At 66.0% G+C, this 15,302-nt stretch carries 14 protein-coding genes and 1 pseudogene; 3 read left to right on the top strand and 12 right to left on the bottom strand.

Annotated features, from left to right (window positions below; genetic code table 11):
- Positions 1-270: pseudogene (locus Q322_RS24655) on the top strand (IS6 family transposase); the annotation flags it as partial.
- 195 nt (positions 271-465) lie between these two features.
- Here Q322_RS24655 and Q322_RS0117235 read toward each other — a convergent pair.
- Positions 466-678 carry a hypothetical protein gene (locus tag Q322_RS0117235; RefSeq protein ID WP_029479121.1) on the bottom strand — a complete coding sequence of 71 codons (213 nt, stop codon included), beginning with the start codon at positions 676-678 and terminating at the stop codon, positions 466-468.
- Between the two features lie 314 nt (positions 679-992).
- On the opposite strand from Q322_RS0117235, the gene Q322_RS23570 reads away from it, so the two are divergent.
- Positions 993-1,133, top strand: coding sequence for a hypothetical protein (locus Q322_RS23570; protein ID WP_156953127.1), 141 nt, complete (start codon positions 993-995; stop codon positions 1,131-1,133).
- Between the two features lie 466 nt (positions 1,134-1,599).
- Here the strand turns inward: Q322_RS23570 and Q322_RS0117225 are convergent, their stop codons facing one another.
- The 11 genes from Q322_RS0117225 to Q322_RS0117175 form a co-directional block, all read right to left on the bottom strand.
- The gene (locus Q322_RS0117225; RefSeq protein WP_029479120.1) at positions 1,600-2,922 is read right to left on the bottom strand and encodes a hemolysin family protein; all 1,323 of its coding nucleotides are present in this window, start codon (positions 2,920-2,922) and stop codon (positions 1,600-1,602) included.
- A gap of 609 nt (positions 2,923-3,531) precedes the next feature.
- Positions 3,532-4,680 (bottom strand): galactonate dehydratase, encoded by a 1,149-nt coding sequence (gene dgoD, locus Q322_RS0117220; RefSeq protein ID WP_029479119.1) that lies wholly within the window; start codon positions 4,678-4,680, stop codon positions 3,532-3,534.
- Positions 4,677-5,312: a bifunctional 4-hydroxy-2-oxoglutarate aldolase/2-dehydro-3-deoxy-phosphogluconate aldolase gene (locus tag Q322_RS0117215; protein ID WP_029479118.1), complete on the bottom strand. Its 636-nt coding sequence runs from the start codon at positions 5,310-5,312 to the stop codon at positions 4,677-4,679. Before Q322_RS0117215 ends, dgoD begins: the two co-directional genes overlap by 4 nt.
- Positions 5,305-6,351, bottom strand: coding sequence for a mannonate dehydratase (locus tag Q322_RS0117210; protein ID WP_029479117.1), 1,047 nt, complete (start codon positions 6,349-6,351; stop codon positions 5,305-5,307). Before Q322_RS0117210 ends, Q322_RS0117215 begins: the two co-directional genes overlap by 8 nt.
- 42 nt (positions 6,352-6,393) lie before the next feature.
- Entirely contained in the window at positions 6,394-7,344 is a 951-nt protein-coding gene (locus tag Q322_RS0117205; RefSeq protein ID WP_029479116.1) for a sugar kinase, read from the bottom strand.
- Positions 7,341-7,958: a bifunctional 4-hydroxy-2-oxoglutarate aldolase/2-dehydro-3-deoxy-phosphogluconate aldolase gene (locus tag Q322_RS0117200; protein WP_245593306.1), complete on the bottom strand. Its 618-nt coding sequence runs from the start codon at positions 7,956-7,958 to the stop codon at positions 7,341-7,343. Before Q322_RS0117200 ends, Q322_RS0117205 begins: the two co-directional genes overlap by 4 nt.
- Entirely contained in the window at positions 7,955-9,424 is a 1,470-nt protein-coding gene (locus Q322_RS0117195) for a gluconokinase (RefSeq protein WP_034418931.1), read from the bottom strand. The genes Q322_RS0117200 and Q322_RS0117195 overlap by 4 nt, the downstream gene beginning before the upstream one ends.
- Positions 9,421-10,242: a carbohydrate ABC transporter permease gene (locus Q322_RS0117190; protein WP_029479114.1), complete on the bottom strand. Its 822-nt coding sequence runs from the start codon at positions 10,240-10,242 to the stop codon at positions 9,421-9,423. Before Q322_RS0117190 ends, Q322_RS0117195 begins: the two co-directional genes overlap by 4 nt.
- Entirely contained in the window at positions 10,239-11,159 is a 921-nt protein-coding gene (locus tag Q322_RS0117185) for a carbohydrate ABC transporter permease (RefSeq protein WP_029479113.1), read from the bottom strand. The genes Q322_RS0117190 and Q322_RS0117185 overlap by 4 nt, the downstream gene beginning before the upstream one ends.
- A 78-nt stretch (positions 11,160-11,237) precedes the next feature.
- Positions 11,238-12,506: an ABC transporter substrate-binding protein gene (locus Q322_RS0117180; RefSeq protein ID WP_029479112.1), complete on the bottom strand. Its 1,269-nt coding sequence runs from the start codon at positions 12,504-12,506 to the stop codon at positions 11,238-11,240.
- Between the two features lie 44 nt (positions 12,507-12,550).
- Positions 12,551-13,420 carry a MurR/RpiR family transcriptional regulator gene (locus Q322_RS0117175; protein WP_029479111.1) on the bottom strand — a complete coding sequence of 290 codons (870 nt, stop codon included), beginning with the start codon at positions 13,418-13,420 and terminating at the stop codon, positions 12,551-12,553.
- Positions 13,421-14,099: 679 nt separating this feature from the next.
- On the opposite strand from Q322_RS0117175, the gene Q322_RS21925 reads away from it, so the two are divergent.
- Positions 14,100-15,113, top strand: coding sequence for a GGDEF domain-containing protein (locus Q322_RS21925; protein ID WP_051668711.1), 1,014 nt, complete (start codon positions 14,100-14,102; stop codon positions 15,111-15,113).
- The last annotated feature ends 189 nt before the right edge of the window (positions 15,114-15,302 follow it).

The raw sequence follows: 15,302 nt of genomic DNA, 5'->3' as shown, positions 1-15,302 counted from the left end.
CCCAGCCTGCATGGGGTCGACCATCAGCAAGTGATTTCCACGGCTCGCTGCAACAATGTCATTGAGCAATCGCACCGATCTACACGGCGTCAGGAACGACAACAACAGGGATTCAAACGAAAAAAACGAGCGCAAGAATTTCTGAGGTTGCACGCCCGAATCGAGAACATCCACCATCACGCCCGAACCAGCGTTTCTACCTCGATCAGACGAAGCAATCAGAGACAAGCGTTCCAGACGTGGTCAATAGCCGCGGTAGGGGTGGCCTGAAGTTCAGATCACCCCTGCCCTCAGTCTGCCACGGGTCAAGTTAAGGCAACACACCCCTTTCAGAAGGAGCGTTGCAGAAGGCAAGGCGACATCAGCCGTCGCTCATGACATGCAGGGCAGACGACAATGCGCCGGAAGAGAGTAGGGAGCACGTCACCCTTGCCAGGTCACCCCTTACAAGATCTCCTGCTGTCGCTAAGCTCCGTCATCCCATTTCAGCGGAATGTATTTGCCACCCATTCGAGGATTCGGCTGACGGTTGGCATGACCAGTGGAGACTAGTGGCCCTTCGAACGGCACTTCCCAGCGCTCACCCCGCACAGTCCTGACCAGGACCGAGATCGCCAGTGCCACCACCAGGCACAACGCGACGGCGGCAGGCAAGAGGGCGAGCATCAACAGGGTCATGTGTCACTGTGCGCTTTCAGGGTTGACCGATTTATGACGGGCTATTGGATGAAGCTATATAAAGATGAATTTCATACGCTGTTAGCTGCAAAATGTGATGTAGTTGTATTTTTTGACATTTTATTGTGTGAAATACCACTCTGCCAAGCGAAGGCTTGAGAGGCATGACTTCGGAAGTGGATGCCGTTATGAAAATCTTATGTTGAGTGACAGATCGCCCGATGGCGGAGCACCAACCCGGAGCATGGATTGACGGCGGCTGTATTCGGCGCTGTGTCAGGGGAGTCAAGGCGTCGTGGTGACCTCTTTTCCTTTTGATTCGAGGGGGGAAGATCCGGGGCTGGATCGGGGCCAAGGCCGGCTTCAAGTTCTACGGCGTTGCCTTTGCTTACGGCTACCCCAAGACCTTTTTGGAAGGCACGGCCAGCTACGCCAGCAACAAATTCAATTACTGACTGGATGGCGGCCTGAGCATTGCAGTCGGCGCACGCCTGCGTATTTTCGGCAAGACCCTGGGGCAGTGGGAACAGAACCTGGGCGAAACCCGCCAGAGCATCATCTGTAGCGATACGGGTGCGTCCACTTCACCGCCGCCGCTACCGCCTGATCCTGTCGATCCGCCTCCCCGTTGCCTCAAGTGCGTCATCCCCTGAGCGCAGAAGCGCAGATCCTAATCAAAGTCCTGGACAGCCCACCAGATCAAGAGACTCAGCCGCGCGCCCGCCATTCTTCTAGATGGCGGGCGCTCTGGTTTGCAGGACCTGGCGACGTCACATCCAGCACACGGCGCACCGGTTTGACGGCGCCAGACCTGAGCGTCCGCCGAAAAAGCTGTCATGTCAAGCGTGACCGGGGCATTTTGAGAGCCAGGTTAAAACCCTTCAGCGCCGCTCAAAGGAACACTTTTTCCGGTCAACGACGTCAATGCTCCGCGCGGCCACTGACCTGGTCTGCCCCGGCCTGCTCCCCTTCGTCCAGGCGGCGCAGGTGGACGCGGGTGATCTTCAGTCCCTCGGTGGCCTCGGCGGTGAGTTCGTGGCCCTGAATGTGAATCACGGTGCCGGGGGGCGGAACGGTGCCATGTGCGTTGAGCAGCAGGCCCGCGACGGTGGTGGCCTCCCCGCTGTGCAGGTCCAGGCCGTGGTCCCCGCGCAGATCACTCAGGGTGACCTCGCCGTTCAGGTGCCATGAGCCGTCGGGGTTGACCTGAATCCACCCGTCCCCCGTCTCCGGGCCGGAATCCATCACGTCCTCAATCAGGTCGTCGAGGGCCACGAATCCCAGCGTGCCGCCGAACTCGTCCACCACCAGCGCCGCGTGCGCGCGCCCGTGCTTGAACAGTGTCAGGAGGTCCTCAGCGGGGGCGCTGGCCGTCACGCTGGGCAGCGGGCGCATCAGGCTGGCCAGGTCCAGGGGTCGGCCCTGCGTCCGTGCCCGGATGAAGTCCTTGATATGAAGCACGCCCACCACGTGGTCCAGTTCGCCGTCGAAGACCGGATAGCGGCTGCGCGGTGAGCGGGCCAGCCAGCCCAGGACCTCGTCGGCAGAGGCCGCCAGGGGAAGCGCCTCCAGGCTGCGCCGGGGCGTCATCAGCTCCTCGGCATCACGGTCTTCCAGGGCGAAAATGTTCTGGATCAGGTCGCGCTGCTGCTGCCCCAGTTGGCTGCCGTCAGCGCTTTCCTCGGTGACGATGCTCAGTTCCTTGCTGGTGTACAGCAGCGCGCCCTCGCCGGGTTCGCGGATTCGCAGCAGGCGCATCAGTCCCAGCGCCAGCGCGTTGAACAGCGCGATCAGGGGCCGGAACAGCAGCAGGCTGAGTTGCAGCGGGCGCAGCATGGCCACCGCCAGCCGTTCTGGATAGCGCAGCGCCACCGTCTTGGGCAGCAGCTCGCCCAGCACCACCTGCAAAACGGTGATGAAGATCAACACGGTCACGGTGGCCGCCACCGGCCCACCAACGGCCCCCAGGACGGGCGTTAGCAGTGGGGTCAGGCGGGCCTGCCCAAACGAACCGGCCACCAGACTGCTCAGGGTAATGCCGATCTGACACGCGGCCACGTAAGTATCCAGCCGTCTGGGGTCATTCAGAATGTCGAGCAGGGCGGCGGCGGCGGGGTTGCCCCCCTCGGCGGCGGCCTGCACCCACGAGCGGCGTGAACCCACCGTGGAGAACTCGGCGGCCACGTACAGGGCATTGAATCCCACCATGATCAGAATGACCGCCAGCGTCAGCACCACGCTCATGCGCTTCCGGCGGCGGGCTGGGCGGTGGTGCGGGGGGCAGGGCCGGGGTCCGGTCCGGTAAAGATCATATGCTGCGGAGCATAACGCAGGTGACAGACGGAGACCGTGCTGGGCCAGGCTCCCGCCGCGACAGCGTGGCTGCGGTGGGCACCCGTCTGCTGGCGCTCAAGCCTGGAGCATTTGTCCAAATTGCCTTATCGAGAAGGAGAATCCTAAGGCCTCCGTTCTCTCCTTCAGAACTGTGCCAGTCCCACATACCGGGCAAAATTCACTCACGTCGATCGGTCGAAAGTGAACACCTCTTTTGACAAGTGCCCTCATCGCAGTCGGTCTTGCGCGCCGCACTTCTTGTGGCTCCTGGAACGCAGTTTGTTGGTGGGGAGCGGGTCAGACGGCTTGCGGTTAAAGTTCCAACTTTCACCCGACTGGACGGACAGGCAAGGACCAGGCGTTGTTTGGTCTGGATGAACTTGCGGTACTTTCCTGTCTATTCTGGAATTTGATGATGGGGGCCAGCGCACCCCCTTGCCGCCCAATTTTCGCCTTGTACTCACTCAAGATAAAAGGGTACTCACTCAAGATAAAAAGCTGCTCCACCGGGTGTGCATCTCACCACTCGGCGACACTGCCGTCGGCGTGCCGCCACAGCGGGTTGCGCCAGCGGTGGCCGATGCTGGCCTGTGCACGCACGTGCGCCTCGTTGACCTCGATGCCCAGGCCAGGACCCTGCGGAATGCCGACGAAGCCGTCCTGATAAGCGAACACGCCCCTGTCGGTCACGTAGTCGAGCAGGTCGCTGCCCTGGTTGTAATGGATGCCGAGGCTCTGCTCCTGAATGGCGGCGTTGTGCGCCACGGCGTCGACCTGCAAGCACGCAGCCAGCGCGATCGGCCCCAGTGGGCAGTGCGGCGCGAGGGCCACATCGTAGGCCTCGGCCATCGCCGCGATCTTGCGGACCTCCGTGATGCCGCCTGCGTGTGACAGATCCGGCTGGAGGATGTCCGCCAGACCTTCCTGAAGTACCGTCTTGAATTCCCAGCGGGAATAGAGCCGCTCTCCCAGGGCGATGGGTGTAGCCGTGACGCGCCGCACCTCGCGCAGCGCCTCGATGTTCTCGCTGAGCACGGGTTCCTCGATGAACAGCAGGCGCATGGCGTCAAGTTCCCGGGCCAGCACGCGCGCCATGGGCAGGTGCACGCGTCCATGGAAGTCCACGGCGATGCCGAAGTCGGCGGTGGTCGCGTCCCGTACCGCCTGCACACGCGCCAGGACGCCGTCGATTTTCGAGGGTACGTCCAGGTAGGCCATCTCCTCTGTGGCGTTCATCTTGATGGCGGTAAAGCCCGCCTGGTACGCGGCGCGGGCGGCGCGGGCGACATCGGCGGGGCGGTCGCCGCCAATCCACGAATACACCCGCATGCGGTCGCGCACCGGGCCGCCCAGCAGTTGGTGCACGGGCGCGCCGAAGACCCTGCCCTTGATATCCCACAGCGCCTGGTCGATGCCCGCGATGGCGCTCATCAATACTGCGCCCCCGCGGTAGAAGCCGCCCCGGTGCATGACCTGCCACAGATCCTCGATGCGCGCCGGATCCTGCCCGACGATCAGGTCTGCGAGTTCCGCCACGGCGGCCTGCACGGTATGGGCACGGCCCTCGACGACGGGTTCGCCCCAGCCGCTCACGCCCTCGTCCGTTTCGATCTTGACAAAGAGCCAGCGGGGAGGCACGACAAAGGTTTCCAGACGGGTGATTTTCATATGCCTTCTCCCTGACCGGCGGCGGCGACCAGGGCAGCCGCACCACTGTGGAGTGACGCCCAGTCCGGTGCATTCCAGTTGGCGCGCGTGAGTGCGCCGCCGACGCCAGCGCCGAGCGCGCCGGCTTGCAGGTACGCGCCGAGGTTCCCGGCGTCCACACCGCCCACCGCGAGCAGCGGGGCGTCCGGGTAGGGGCCGCGCAATTGCCGGAAATAGTCCGGTCCGAGCATTCCAGCCGGAAAGACCTTTACGGCGGCGCTGCCCAGCGCGAGGGCCTGCGCGATCTCGCCGGGGGTCAGCGCGCCCATCAGCAGGCCCAGGCCGCGCTCGTGGGCCGCACGCGCCACGTCCGGCACTACATGCGGCGTGACCAGAAAGCTCGCGCCCGCCGCCTGGGCCTGCGCGGCGAGGAGCGGCGTGAGCACCGTCCCCGCACCCAGATTCAGGTCGGGGTGGGCCACACCCACGGCTTTCAGGGCCTCCAGACCATGCCCATCTGAGAGGGCCACCTCGAACAGTTCGATGCCTGCGTCGCGGAGAACCTCGACCAGTCGCGGCGCGTGTGAGGCCGGCACCCCACGGAGGATGGCCAGAAGGCGGTGACGGCGCAGCAGGGCGTGCAGGTCAGGCATGAGACTCCTTTTCCAGTGTTACGGCGTCAAGCAATCCCTGCAAGTACATGGCCTCCAGGGCGCGGTCGTGCAAGCCGTAACCGGGGCGACCGGTTTCGCCCCAGATCATGCGCCCATGGTCGGGACGGATGGGGACGTCACTGCCTACGCGCGCCAGGATCATCACCGTTCGGGCCAGTTCAATACTGCCCTGGTCACTGACATGCGCGGCCTCATCGAAATCGCGCTGGCCGTGGCGCAAGACGTTGCGGGCATGAACGAAGTGAATGTGCGGGGCAAAGCGGCGGGCCAGCGCAGGCAGATCATTGTCGGCCCGCGCACCCAGCGAGCCGGTGCAGAAGGTCAGGCCGTTGTGCGCGTCCGGTGCGGCGCGCAGCACGAAGTCCAAGTCGTCTGCCGTGCTGACCACACGCGGCAGGCCGAGTACCGGCCACGGCGGGTCGTCCGGGTGGATGGCCAGGTGCACGCCCAGCCGCGCGGCCACCGGCACGACCGCCCGCAGAAAATACGCGAGGTTCGCGCGCAGGCCGTCGGCGCTGAGGTCAGTGTATGCGGCGCGCAGGGCGGTCAGCGCCGCGGGCGTGTACGCCTCGGCCCAGCCGGGCAGGACGGTTGGGCCGTCACCCCCGTCGCCCGTCACGTCGGCGTGGCGGTAGACCAGGGCGGTGCTGCCGTCGGCGCGGACGGACGCCAGATCCGTGCGCGTCCAGTCGAAGACCGGCATGAAGTTGTAGCAGACGACCCCGATCCCTTCGGCGGCGACGGCCTCCAGGCTCGCGATCCACGCGGCGATGCGCCCGTCGCGCCGGGCGTTGCCGAGCTTGATGTCCTCGTGGACGGGGACGCTCTCGATCACGCTGAGGGCCAGGCCGTGCCTCTCCACGGTCTGGCGAAGCCCGGCCACGCCCGCGCGCGTCCAGGCTTCACCCGTGGGGACGTCGTGCAGGGCACCCACAATGCCGGTCAGGTTGGGCACCTGCCGGAGCTTCCACAGCGGGACGGGATCTGCCGGTCCAAACCAGCGCATGGTCATTCGCATGGGCCACGTCCTTTCATGCCACGTCCTTGCATGGGGTGAGGCTCACCGGACAGGTTCGGCATCGTCGTGTCCGGCCAGTACGAATTGCACGTCGGCGGGTGTGGCCTGGAGGTGGTCGCCGGACAGCGTGGTTTTCAGGGCGGCGCAGGCGGTGGCGTACCGCAGCGCTTCGGCGGGCGCAGCACCCCCGAGCCACGCGTGCAAGAAGCCGCCCGCAAAGGCGTCTCCCCGCCCGATGCGGCCAGGGCCGCTGGCCGCAAAGGCGGGCTGGCAGATGACTTCACCGCCGGGCAGGTGCGCCTCGCTGCCCCGCGCGCCGTGCGTGACGACGATCAGGGCCTGCGTATTCAGGGCGCGCAGGCCGGGCACGCCGCCCAGGAGCGAGGCGTCCCGCATGGCGGTGAAGATGATGTCCGCCAGAGCAAGCGCCTCGCCGTACATGGAGATGGCCCGGTCATCTGCGAGCAGCAGGCGGCGGTGGTTCACGTCCAGGCTGACGCGCACGCCCGCGTCCCGGGCGGCGCGCAGCAGATGGAGGGCCAGGGCGCGTGGTCCATCGCCGAGCACCAGGCTGATGCCGCAGGTATGGACCACGGCGCGGCCCGTGAGCCAGGCCGGGTCAAAATCGGTCTCCTGGAGGGTGCGGAACGCCGTGTGTTCGCGGTCGTACACGGCACGGCTGCGGCGGGGCGCAAGGTGATCCTCGATCAGGTAACTCGCGAGGCGTCCGGGACGGGTCAGGGTCAGGTCGTCCACGCCCAGTCGGTTCACGTACGCGCGCGCCCAGTCACCCAGCGGGCCGGACGGCAGGGCACTGATCCACGCGGCCCCGCGGCCCAAGGCGCGCAGGGTGGCCGCCACGTTCAGCTCAGACCCGGCGCACTCGGCGTGCAACGCTGCCATGCTTTCCAGCCGGTCGCCCTGCGGCAGCCGCAGTTTCAACAGCACTTCCCCAAACGTGAGGACGGAGTCGGGCGTGGAGGACGCGGTCATGTGCTGCGCCTCCTGCACCCGTCGAGCAGGCTGCTCAAGCGGACGTCCAGTTCCCCGGAACCCTCAAATAGCCGGGAACCCAGGCCCACGGCGAGTGCCCCGGCGTCCAGCCACGCGGCCACGCCTGCCCGGGTGGCCTCCACACCCCCCGTGACGATCACCTGCGCGTCCGGGAAGGGGCCGGTCAGAGCGCGCACGAAAGGCGGGCCGAGGACCTCGCCGGGAAACAGTTTCACGAGGCCGCAGCCCGCGTCCCGCGCCTCAAGGTACTCGCGGACCGTGCCCGCACCGGGCAGGTAGGGCAGGCCGCGCTCACGGGCGACGGCGGCGACTTCTGGTACAAGGCAGGGGCTGACCAGAAAGGCCGCGCCCGCGTCTGCATAAGCGTGTGCGTCAGCCGCCGTCAAGATGGTGCCTGCGCCAAGAAGTAGGCCGGGAAACTCGGTCTGCAACGTCTTGAAATGTTCTAATGCGCCCGGTGCGCGGGCCGTGAGTTCGGCCACGCCGACTCCCGCCGTCTGGAGGATGTTCAGCCGATCCCGCGCCACGCCCAGGTCGTCTGGGGTGAACAGGGGCAGTACGCGGTCGCGGGCCAGCAGGCGCTCAAGCGTCACCAGACGGCCTCGCGTTCTTCGCGCAGCAATCGGGTCAGGCGGGCCATGCGGGCGCACGCTGCGCGGTAGGCGTCGTGGTGGGCAGACACGGGTTCCACGAGGCGCTGCGCGACCGGCTCCAGGGACACGTCCACACCCCCGGCGCGCAGGGCGAGGAGGGCTGCGCCGCGCGCGCTGGCCCCGGCACGGATGTCTTCCATCAGCAGGGGGCGTCCCAGGGCGTCCGCCAGGATCTGCGGCCACGCGCGCGACGCGAGCAGCGCCCGCCCGCTGGCCACAAAGGTCACGTCGTCCGTCACGGGCAGCCGCCACGCGACGTCTGCGAGGCGGCACGCGACGCCCTCCATAGCCGCCCGGACGATGTGTGCGGGCGTGCTGGCATACCCCAGGCCATGAACGGTGCCGCGTGCGTGCGGATCGTAATCCGGGCTGCGGGTGCCGCCCAGCCCGGGCAGAAAGGTCAGGCCGTGCGCGTCCGGGGCCATGTCGAGCAGATCATCGTCCAGGCTGCGGGTCAGGCGAAAGGTGTTCTGCAACCATGCGTATAGATTTCCGCCCTCGGTCAGGGCACCGCCCAGCAGATGCGTGTTCCGGTCGATGCGGTACGACCACAGGCCCGGGGGGATGGGCGGCGGGGGGCCGTCCAGTGCGAGGCGCACCGCGCTGGTGCTGCCGATGGTCACGGCGGCCCGCGCGGGGCCGATCGCGCCGCTGCCGACGTTGGCCGTCGCCCCGTCCGCGACGCCCGGGTGAAAGGGCACGCCCGCCAGCTTGGGCCAGCGGTCGGCCCACATGGCACGCAGGGTCATAGACGAGTCGTGGTCCGTCAGGGTGGGCATCTGCCGGGCCGTGAGGCCCGCCGCGTTCATAGACGGGCCGTGCCAGTCCAGCGTGCGCCGGTCGAGCATCCCGGTCCACGACGCCAGCGAGTAGCTGGTCAGCAATTCTCCGGTCCAGCGCATCAGCAAGAAGTCCGGCAAAGAGCATACCCGCGCGAGGTCGAGGTGCGGGTGCGCGCCCCGCCACCAGCGCACCTGCGCGGGCCAGTACGCGCTGAAGGGCGGGGCACCGGTCGCGTCCGTGGCCCCCAGCGCCGCGACGGCTGCCACCTCCGGCGCGGCGCGGGTGTCCGCGTACGACAGGACTGGGGGGACAGGCTCGCTGCGTGAGTCCAGCACGACCAGGCTGCTCCCGATGGACGTCATGGCGACGGCGAACACCGGGCGGCTGCCCAGCCGGGCGTGCAAGCGGTCGAGCACCGTCTCGGCTGCCGCGAGGTATGCCGTGAGGGGCATCTCGGCCACGCCCCCCGGGGCGTACACCAGGGACACGTTCTCCTGGGCTTCCAGGCCCGCCAGGATGCGGCCCTGGGTGTCGAAGGCCGCCCCCTTGACGCCGCTGCTGCCCAGGTCGAGTGCCAGCACCACGGGAGGAGGGGTGTGGACGGGCCGGGCCACGTGCGTCATCCCTTCACCCCTCCGGCAGTCAGGCCCTTGACGATGTAGCGCTGCACGGTCAGCGAGAGAATGATGATCGGCAGCGTGATCAGCACGGCCGCCGCCGCAATCGCGCCGTAGTCCTGACTGCCGTAACTGAGGAAATTGAACACCGCCACGGGGACGGTCTTTGTTCCCGGGCCGCCCAGGATCAGACTGAACAGGAACTGGTTCCACGAGAAGATCATCGCCAAAATGCCCGCCGTGACGATGCCCGGCGCGACCAGCGGCAGGATAATCCGCACAAAGGCCCCGGCGCGGCTGGAGCCATCGACCAGCGCGGCCTCCTCCAGATCTGTGGGAATGTCCTCGAAGAAGGCGATGGTGATCCAGATGATCATGGGAAGCGTGATGATCAGGTGACTGAGGATCAGCGCCGTGAACGACCCGATCAGGCGCAGTTTCGTGAACACCAGAAAGAGCGGCAGCAGGAACGTGATGTACGGGATGATCCGGCTGATCAGGATCCACAGGCTCAGCCCCCGCTGCCGGAAGCGCGCGATGGAGTATGCGGCGGGAAGGCCCAGCAGCATACCGATGGCCGTGGCCGAGGCGGCAACGATCAGGGAGTTTTTTGTGAACGCCAGGAAGTTGTTGCGCTGGATAACATTGACATAGTTCTCGAGAACGGGCCTGAAGATCCACACAGGCGTGGCGGCGGTGTTCTCCACCTGCGTCTTGAGACTCATCATGATCATCCACACGAAGGGGAACAGCATGACCAGGATGACCAGGGTCAGCGCGGTGTTCAGCACGATGGCGCGCGTGCGGGACTCGTGGGCGGTCATGCGCGCCGCCGCAGCAGGTTCACGCCGACCGCGACAACGGCCACGGTCACCAGCAGCAGCGTGAGCAGCGCCGCCGTGTACCCGACACGCAGGAACTCGAAGCCGGTGTGATACGCGTACACGTTCAGCGTTTCGCTGGCGGTGCCGGGGCCACCCTGGGTCATCACCTCGATGATGTCAAAGGTCTTGAGGGCGTCGATCAGCCGCAAGGTCAGCGCGGCGAATGCGGCGGGCTGCAACATGGGCCAGGTGATGAACCGGAACACCTGCCACGGCGACGCGCCGTCGATCCGCGCGGCCTCAAAGGGTTCGTCCGGCATGGTCTGCAAACCCGCGAGCAGGATCAAGGACACCAGCGGCGTCCACTGCCAGAGGTCCACCAGCGCCAGCGCCGGGATGACCAGCCGCGAGTCGGCAAGCCACAGGCTGCGGCCCAGACCCAGGCTTTCCAGGAAGTAGTTCAGGACGCCCAGGTTCGGATCCATCATCAGCGCCCAGATCAGCGCCACGGCGACGGGGGTGCTGATCATGGGCAGCAGCACGACCGCGCGCACCAGCCCGGACGCCCTCATGGTGCGGTTGAGCAGCAGCGCGAGGCCCAGGCCGCACAGCATTTGCAGCGGCACCGCAATGCCCGTGAACTGGAACATCAGCTTCACGGAATTCCAGAACCGCTCGTCTTTCAGGGCCGCGCTGTAGTTGCCCAGACCCACGTAGGAGCTGGGCAGGGCGTCACTGACCGAGCGTTCCTGCGTGGACAGGATCAGGTTAAAGGCCAGCGGCAGGATGGTCAGCACCATCAGCGCGATCATCGCGGGGGCCGGGAATACCCAGCGGATATTGCGGTCAAGCCACGACGAGAAGCCGCCGGACACGGGCCGCCGGGGTGCGGGGGTGGAGGTGGGCGCGAGACTCATGGGAAACCTCAGGGCAGGGGAGATGAGCGGCCCGGCCCGGCCCGCTGCTTTGGGGAACGGGCCGGGCGGAGGCGGGGGTTACTTCTCTTTGCTCAGGATGGTGTTGGTGGCGTCGTTGGCCTTTTTCAACAACTCCGCAGCGTTCCCGCCCTGCAAGATGCCCACGATGGCCTGCCCGAGGGCGTCGCGCACCTCGCCTACCTGGCTGACCGGGGGATTCCACAGGGGCGTGGCGCTGGCGAGCTGGGTCAGGTGGGCCTGGGTCCACTCGGGGTTTTTGTCCTGCGCCTTGAAGGCCGGGGTGTTCCACACGCTGCGGCGCACGGCGGGAACGTCCTTGAGCAGCACGCGCGCCTGGTTCTCGCGGTTGGTGGCCCACTGCGTGAACAGCCACGCGGCACCCTTGTTGCGGCTGCCCTTGCTGATCGACAGCGTCCAGGTGGTCACGGTGGGTTTGCGGCCCGGCATGGCGGCGAAGCCCACCTTGCCAGCCACGCTGGAGCTTTTGGGGTCATCCACGATCGAGCGGAACAGGCTGGCATCGGTGAACATGGCAACCTTGCCCTGCGCGAACAGGTTGGTGACCTCGGGCCAGCTCATGGTCAAGGCGGCCTGCGGGCCGTAATTCTTCAGCAGACCGGTGTAATACGTCATGGCCTTGACAAATTTCGGATCGGTGAAGTTCGCCTGCCCGTCCTTGAGCCAGGTGCTGCCCTCGGCGTACATGTAGGGCGCGAACTGGCTGGTGGCCGACGATCCCTTGCCGCGCAGGGCGATGCCAGCCACGCCGTCCTTGCCGTTCAGGGTTTTGGCGGCTGCCTCCAGTTGCACGAGGGTCTTCGGGACGGCCACACCGTACTTCTGAAACAGATCCTTGCGGTAGAACAGCATGGTGGTTTCGGTCTGGATGGGCACGCCGGTCATGATGCCCGCGTACTTCGTGGAATTCACGACGGACGGGTAAAAGTCGCTGAAGCCCCAGTTGCCAGCGGTCAGGGTCTTGCTGTTCACGTAGCCCGTCATGTCCTCGACCCAGCCGCTCTTGGCGTAGAGCTGCCCCTCCTGGCCGGGCGAGAGCATGAACGCGTCGAGGTTCTGTCCGCCAGTCGAGAGTTCCACCAGCACCTTTTGCCGGAACTGCGCCTCGGGGTACGTCTCGGTGGCCAGCTTGATGCCGGTGAGCTTCTCGAACTCAGGGAAGTATTCCTGCATGGCGGTGGTCCAGGGGTGCTGGTTGAGCAAGACGCGCAGGGTCGTGCCCTTGTAGGCGTCCCATTTGAAGGTCTGCGCCTGGGCAGATGAGAGGGTGAGGGCGGCAGTCAGGGTGAGCAGGGTGAGCTTATGCATGGGTTCTCCTGGGGCCGGGATTGGCCGGGGTGGGATCAGTGGGATCAGATGGGGTCAGCGTTCAGGGCGCGCCTGGCGTGGCGGGCGCGGTTGAGCCGTTCAGTCATGTACGGTTCCTGCGAGACGTGCAGGGCCGTGAACAGCGCGTCGAGCAGGCATAGCTGCGCGAAGCGGACGTTCAGGCCCTCGGGGCGGTAGGCATCTCCGGGCGCGCTGCTGGTCAGCACGTGGTGCGCCGCGCGTGTCAGGGGCGTGCGGCCCAGGCCAGTCAGGGCAACGACCGTCGCGCCCGCTGCCCGCGCCAGCCGCGCGGCGCTCACCACGTCCGGGCTGGTGCCGCTCAGGGACACGGCGATCAGCACGTCGGTGGGTTCCAGCATGGAGCAGACCTGCAAGAACGTGGTGGGATCGGTGTGCGCTCCGCACGACAGCCCCAGCCGCAGGGCGCGCTCCTGGCCGTCCAGGGCCACCAGCCCGCTCCAGCCCAGGCCGATCAGGGCCACGTGGCGTGACTGCGCGGCGGCCTGTACAGCCGTGCTAAAGGCTTCCAGGTCCAGGTGTTCCAGGGTGTCACTCAAGCCGACGCCTGCGCCGTCAAACACCTTGCGCAGCACCGCCACCGACGGATCGCCGACTTCAACGGTGATGTTGGTGTTGCGGGTCACGCCCAGTGAGCGGGAAAGCTGCAACTTGAAGTCCTGGAATCCTCCGAAGCCCATGGTCTGCACCAGCCGCACCACCGTCGCGTCGCTGGTGTCGGTCCGGTCGCTCAGGTCGGCGATGGTCAGTCCCAGGAAACCCTGTGGGTCCCGGAGGATGTGATCGATGACGCGCGCGCTGGCTGCACCGGACTCGCCGCGCAGCAGATGCAGGCGGCGCAGGATGGGTGGCAGATGGGCGGCGGTGTCTGGCATACAACAGGGCGTCTCCTCGGCGAACCGCAGGTGTGGGTGATCATCAGTGTGATCTCGGCAGGACAACAGATTGAGCGACTGCTGGAGTGTACGTTCGCTCCGCCAAACTTGCAAGATCACGGCACAGTCCTCCTCCGCTTCACCCGGTAAATCTAGGGCGGGGGCTAGCTCATCTGCCGGAGTGGCAACCACCGCTTGCAGGCGTAGCGGGGAGAAAAGTACAGTTTTACATTCCTGGTACGTGTTGAACGTCAATCACCGTTGGGTGTGCAACAGGTCCAACCTCACTACCGTGGACAAATAAAAATCTAACGTATGAAATATTGCTCCAGTATCCACAGACTTTTATAGAGTTTTAATTCTCATAATTGCTGGTCCAGGTGACGTGCTAGGGAGTCACACCGGTTCAAGAGCAGCGTGGATGGCTCTTCGCGCAATACAGTGACCAGATCAGAACCACACTGGACCTCAATTCCTGCCCGGCTTTCCTTAATACGCATGGCCGAAGCTCAGACGTGAGGGCACTGAAAGGCAGAACTGTTTACCCTTAGCCTGAGATTTGGATCAAGTCAAAGCTGCGACCTTGAGGCCCTTTCTGCTTATTTCTCCCGAGGTGCCTCCGCCCATGCGATTTCCACACGATCAGCCTTCTTTCCAGCTCAAGCCGCAACATGGCCAGATGCAACTTGATTCCCTTGACCGGGGGCGCCTGCTGCTGTGGGTTCCCCTGTTTGCTGCGTCAATCGGACTGGCCATCCTGTTCGGCCTGGACCTGGCCGCCCCGCAGTACACGGGCATTCTGGTGTTCGTCATGGCTTTCAGCGGCCTGGCCCTGCGCGGTCCACGTGGCGCGCGTGAGGTCCTGCTCGCGCACGCCGCGCGGGTCTACGTCGCGGCCCTGCTGCTAGCCTGGATCACCGCGCTGTACCTGCTGCCCGCCCACCCGGCCACCGCTATGGTTAGCCTGGCCGTGCTTCTGCACCTCTCCACCCTGTACATCTTTCTGTTCGTGCAACTGCCTCCGCTGGCCGCAGCGCGCACGGCGGCAGGCACCCTGGCGGTCCTGGTGTTCACCGCGCTGCCGCATGCCTGGCTCACGCTGGGCCAGACCGGGGTCTTCGACGGCGTGACCCTGCCGGTCACTCTGCTTGTGTCCCACGGCGCGCTGATCACGGTCCTGCATCATTTCAGCAGCTTCCGGGACCAGCTCGCGCACACCGAGGGGCGAGCGCAGGTCCTGAACGAACTGGCCCACCGTGATCATTTGACCGGGTTGCCCAACCGGCGCGCGCTGGAGCGCGATCTGGAACGGGTCACAGTCCCGTCAGGTGCAGGCCGGCGATTGGCAGTGGTGGACGTGGACGGCCTCAAGGGGGTCAACGACCGCCTGGGGCACGCAGCGGGCGACGACCTGCTGCGCCGCTTCGCCGAGGGCTTTGCCGCGCATGCCGGGGACCACGGGCAGGTGTACCGCATTAGCGGGGACGAATTCGCGCTGTTGTTGCCAGATGAGCCGCTCCTGGCAGGAACCATTGTGGACGCAGTGACTCAAGGGGTGCAGGAAAACTATCCAGGAGCGGCAGCCAGCGTGGGAACAGCCCGTTGGAGGGCCGGGGAGACGGCGGATGCCTGGCTGTCGCGTGCCGATGGGGCGATGTACCGCCACAAGCGGCGGGGTGGGCCGGGACGGTAACGGCAGAGAATTATAGGCGAGGGCGGCGCGGTGGCCCGCAGTGGTGCCCGTCGTATCGGACGGTTGTACATCAAGCTCTACACGCTGGGGTGTGTTGCCTTAACTTGACCCGTGGCAGACTGAGGGCAGGGGTGATCTGAACTTCAGGCCACCCCTACCGCGGCTATTGACCACGTCTGGAACGCTTGT

This window comes from Deinococcus frigens DSM 12807, assembly GCF_000701425.1.
In the GTDB taxonomy this organism is placed as follows: Bacteria; Deinococcota; Deinococci; order Deinococcales; family Deinococcaceae; genus Deinococcus; species Deinococcus frigens.
This window is presented reverse-complemented; position numbering and strand designations above follow the sequence as displayed.

What these genes read in the sequence shown, in the direction of transcription:
- Q322_RS0117215 (WP_029479118.1), bottom strand. Translation starts at nt 5,312, where the DNA reads ATGCCTGACCTGCACGCCCTGCTGCGCCGTCACCGCCTTCTGGCCATC.
- Q322_RS21925 (WP_051668711.1), top strand. Translation starts at nt 14,100, where the DNA reads ATGCAACTTGATTCCCTTGACCGGGGGCGCCTGCTGCTGTGGGTTCCC.
- Q322_RS0117185 (WP_029479113.1), bottom strand. Translation starts at nt 11,159, where the DNA reads ATGAGTCTCGCGCCCACCTCCACCCCCGCACCCCGGCGGCCCGTGTCC.
- Q322_RS0117225 (WP_029479120.1), bottom strand. Translation starts at nt 2,922, where the DNA reads ATGAGCGTGGTGCTGACGCTGGCGGTCATTCTGATCATGGTGGGATTC.
- Q322_RS0117205 (WP_029479116.1), bottom strand. Translation starts at nt 7,344, where the DNA reads ATGACCGCGTCCTCCACGCCCGACTCCGTCCTCACGTTTGGGGAAGTG.
- Q322_RS0117180 (WP_029479112.1), bottom strand. Translation starts at nt 12,506, where the DNA reads ATGCATAAGCTCACCCTGCTCACCCTGACTGCCGCCCTCACCCTCTCA.
- Q322_RS0117235 (WP_029479121.1), bottom strand. Translation starts at nt 678, where the DNA reads ATGACCCTGTTGATGCTCGCCCTCTTGCCTGCCGCCGTCGCGTTGTGC.
- Q322_RS0117175 (WP_029479111.1), bottom strand. Translation starts at nt 13,420, where the DNA reads ATGCCAGACACCGCCGCCCATCTGCCACCCATCCTGCGCCGCCTGCAT.
- Q322_RS0117195 (WP_034418931.1), bottom strand. Translation starts at nt 9,424, where the DNA reads ATGACGCACGTGGCCCGGCCCGTCCACACCCCTCCTCCCGTGGTGCTG.
- Q322_RS0117190 (WP_029479114.1), bottom strand. Translation starts at nt 10,242, where the DNA reads ATGACCGCCCACGAGTCCCGCACGCGCGCCATCGTGCTGAACACCGCG.
- dgoD (WP_029479119.1), bottom strand. Translation starts at nt 4,680, where the DNA reads ATGAAAATCACCCGTCTGGAAACCTTTGTCGTGCCTCCCCGCTGGCTC.
- Q322_RS0117210 (WP_029479117.1), bottom strand. Translation starts at nt 6,351, where the DNA reads ATGCGAATGACCATGCGCTGGTTTGGACCGGCAGATCCCGTCCCGCTG.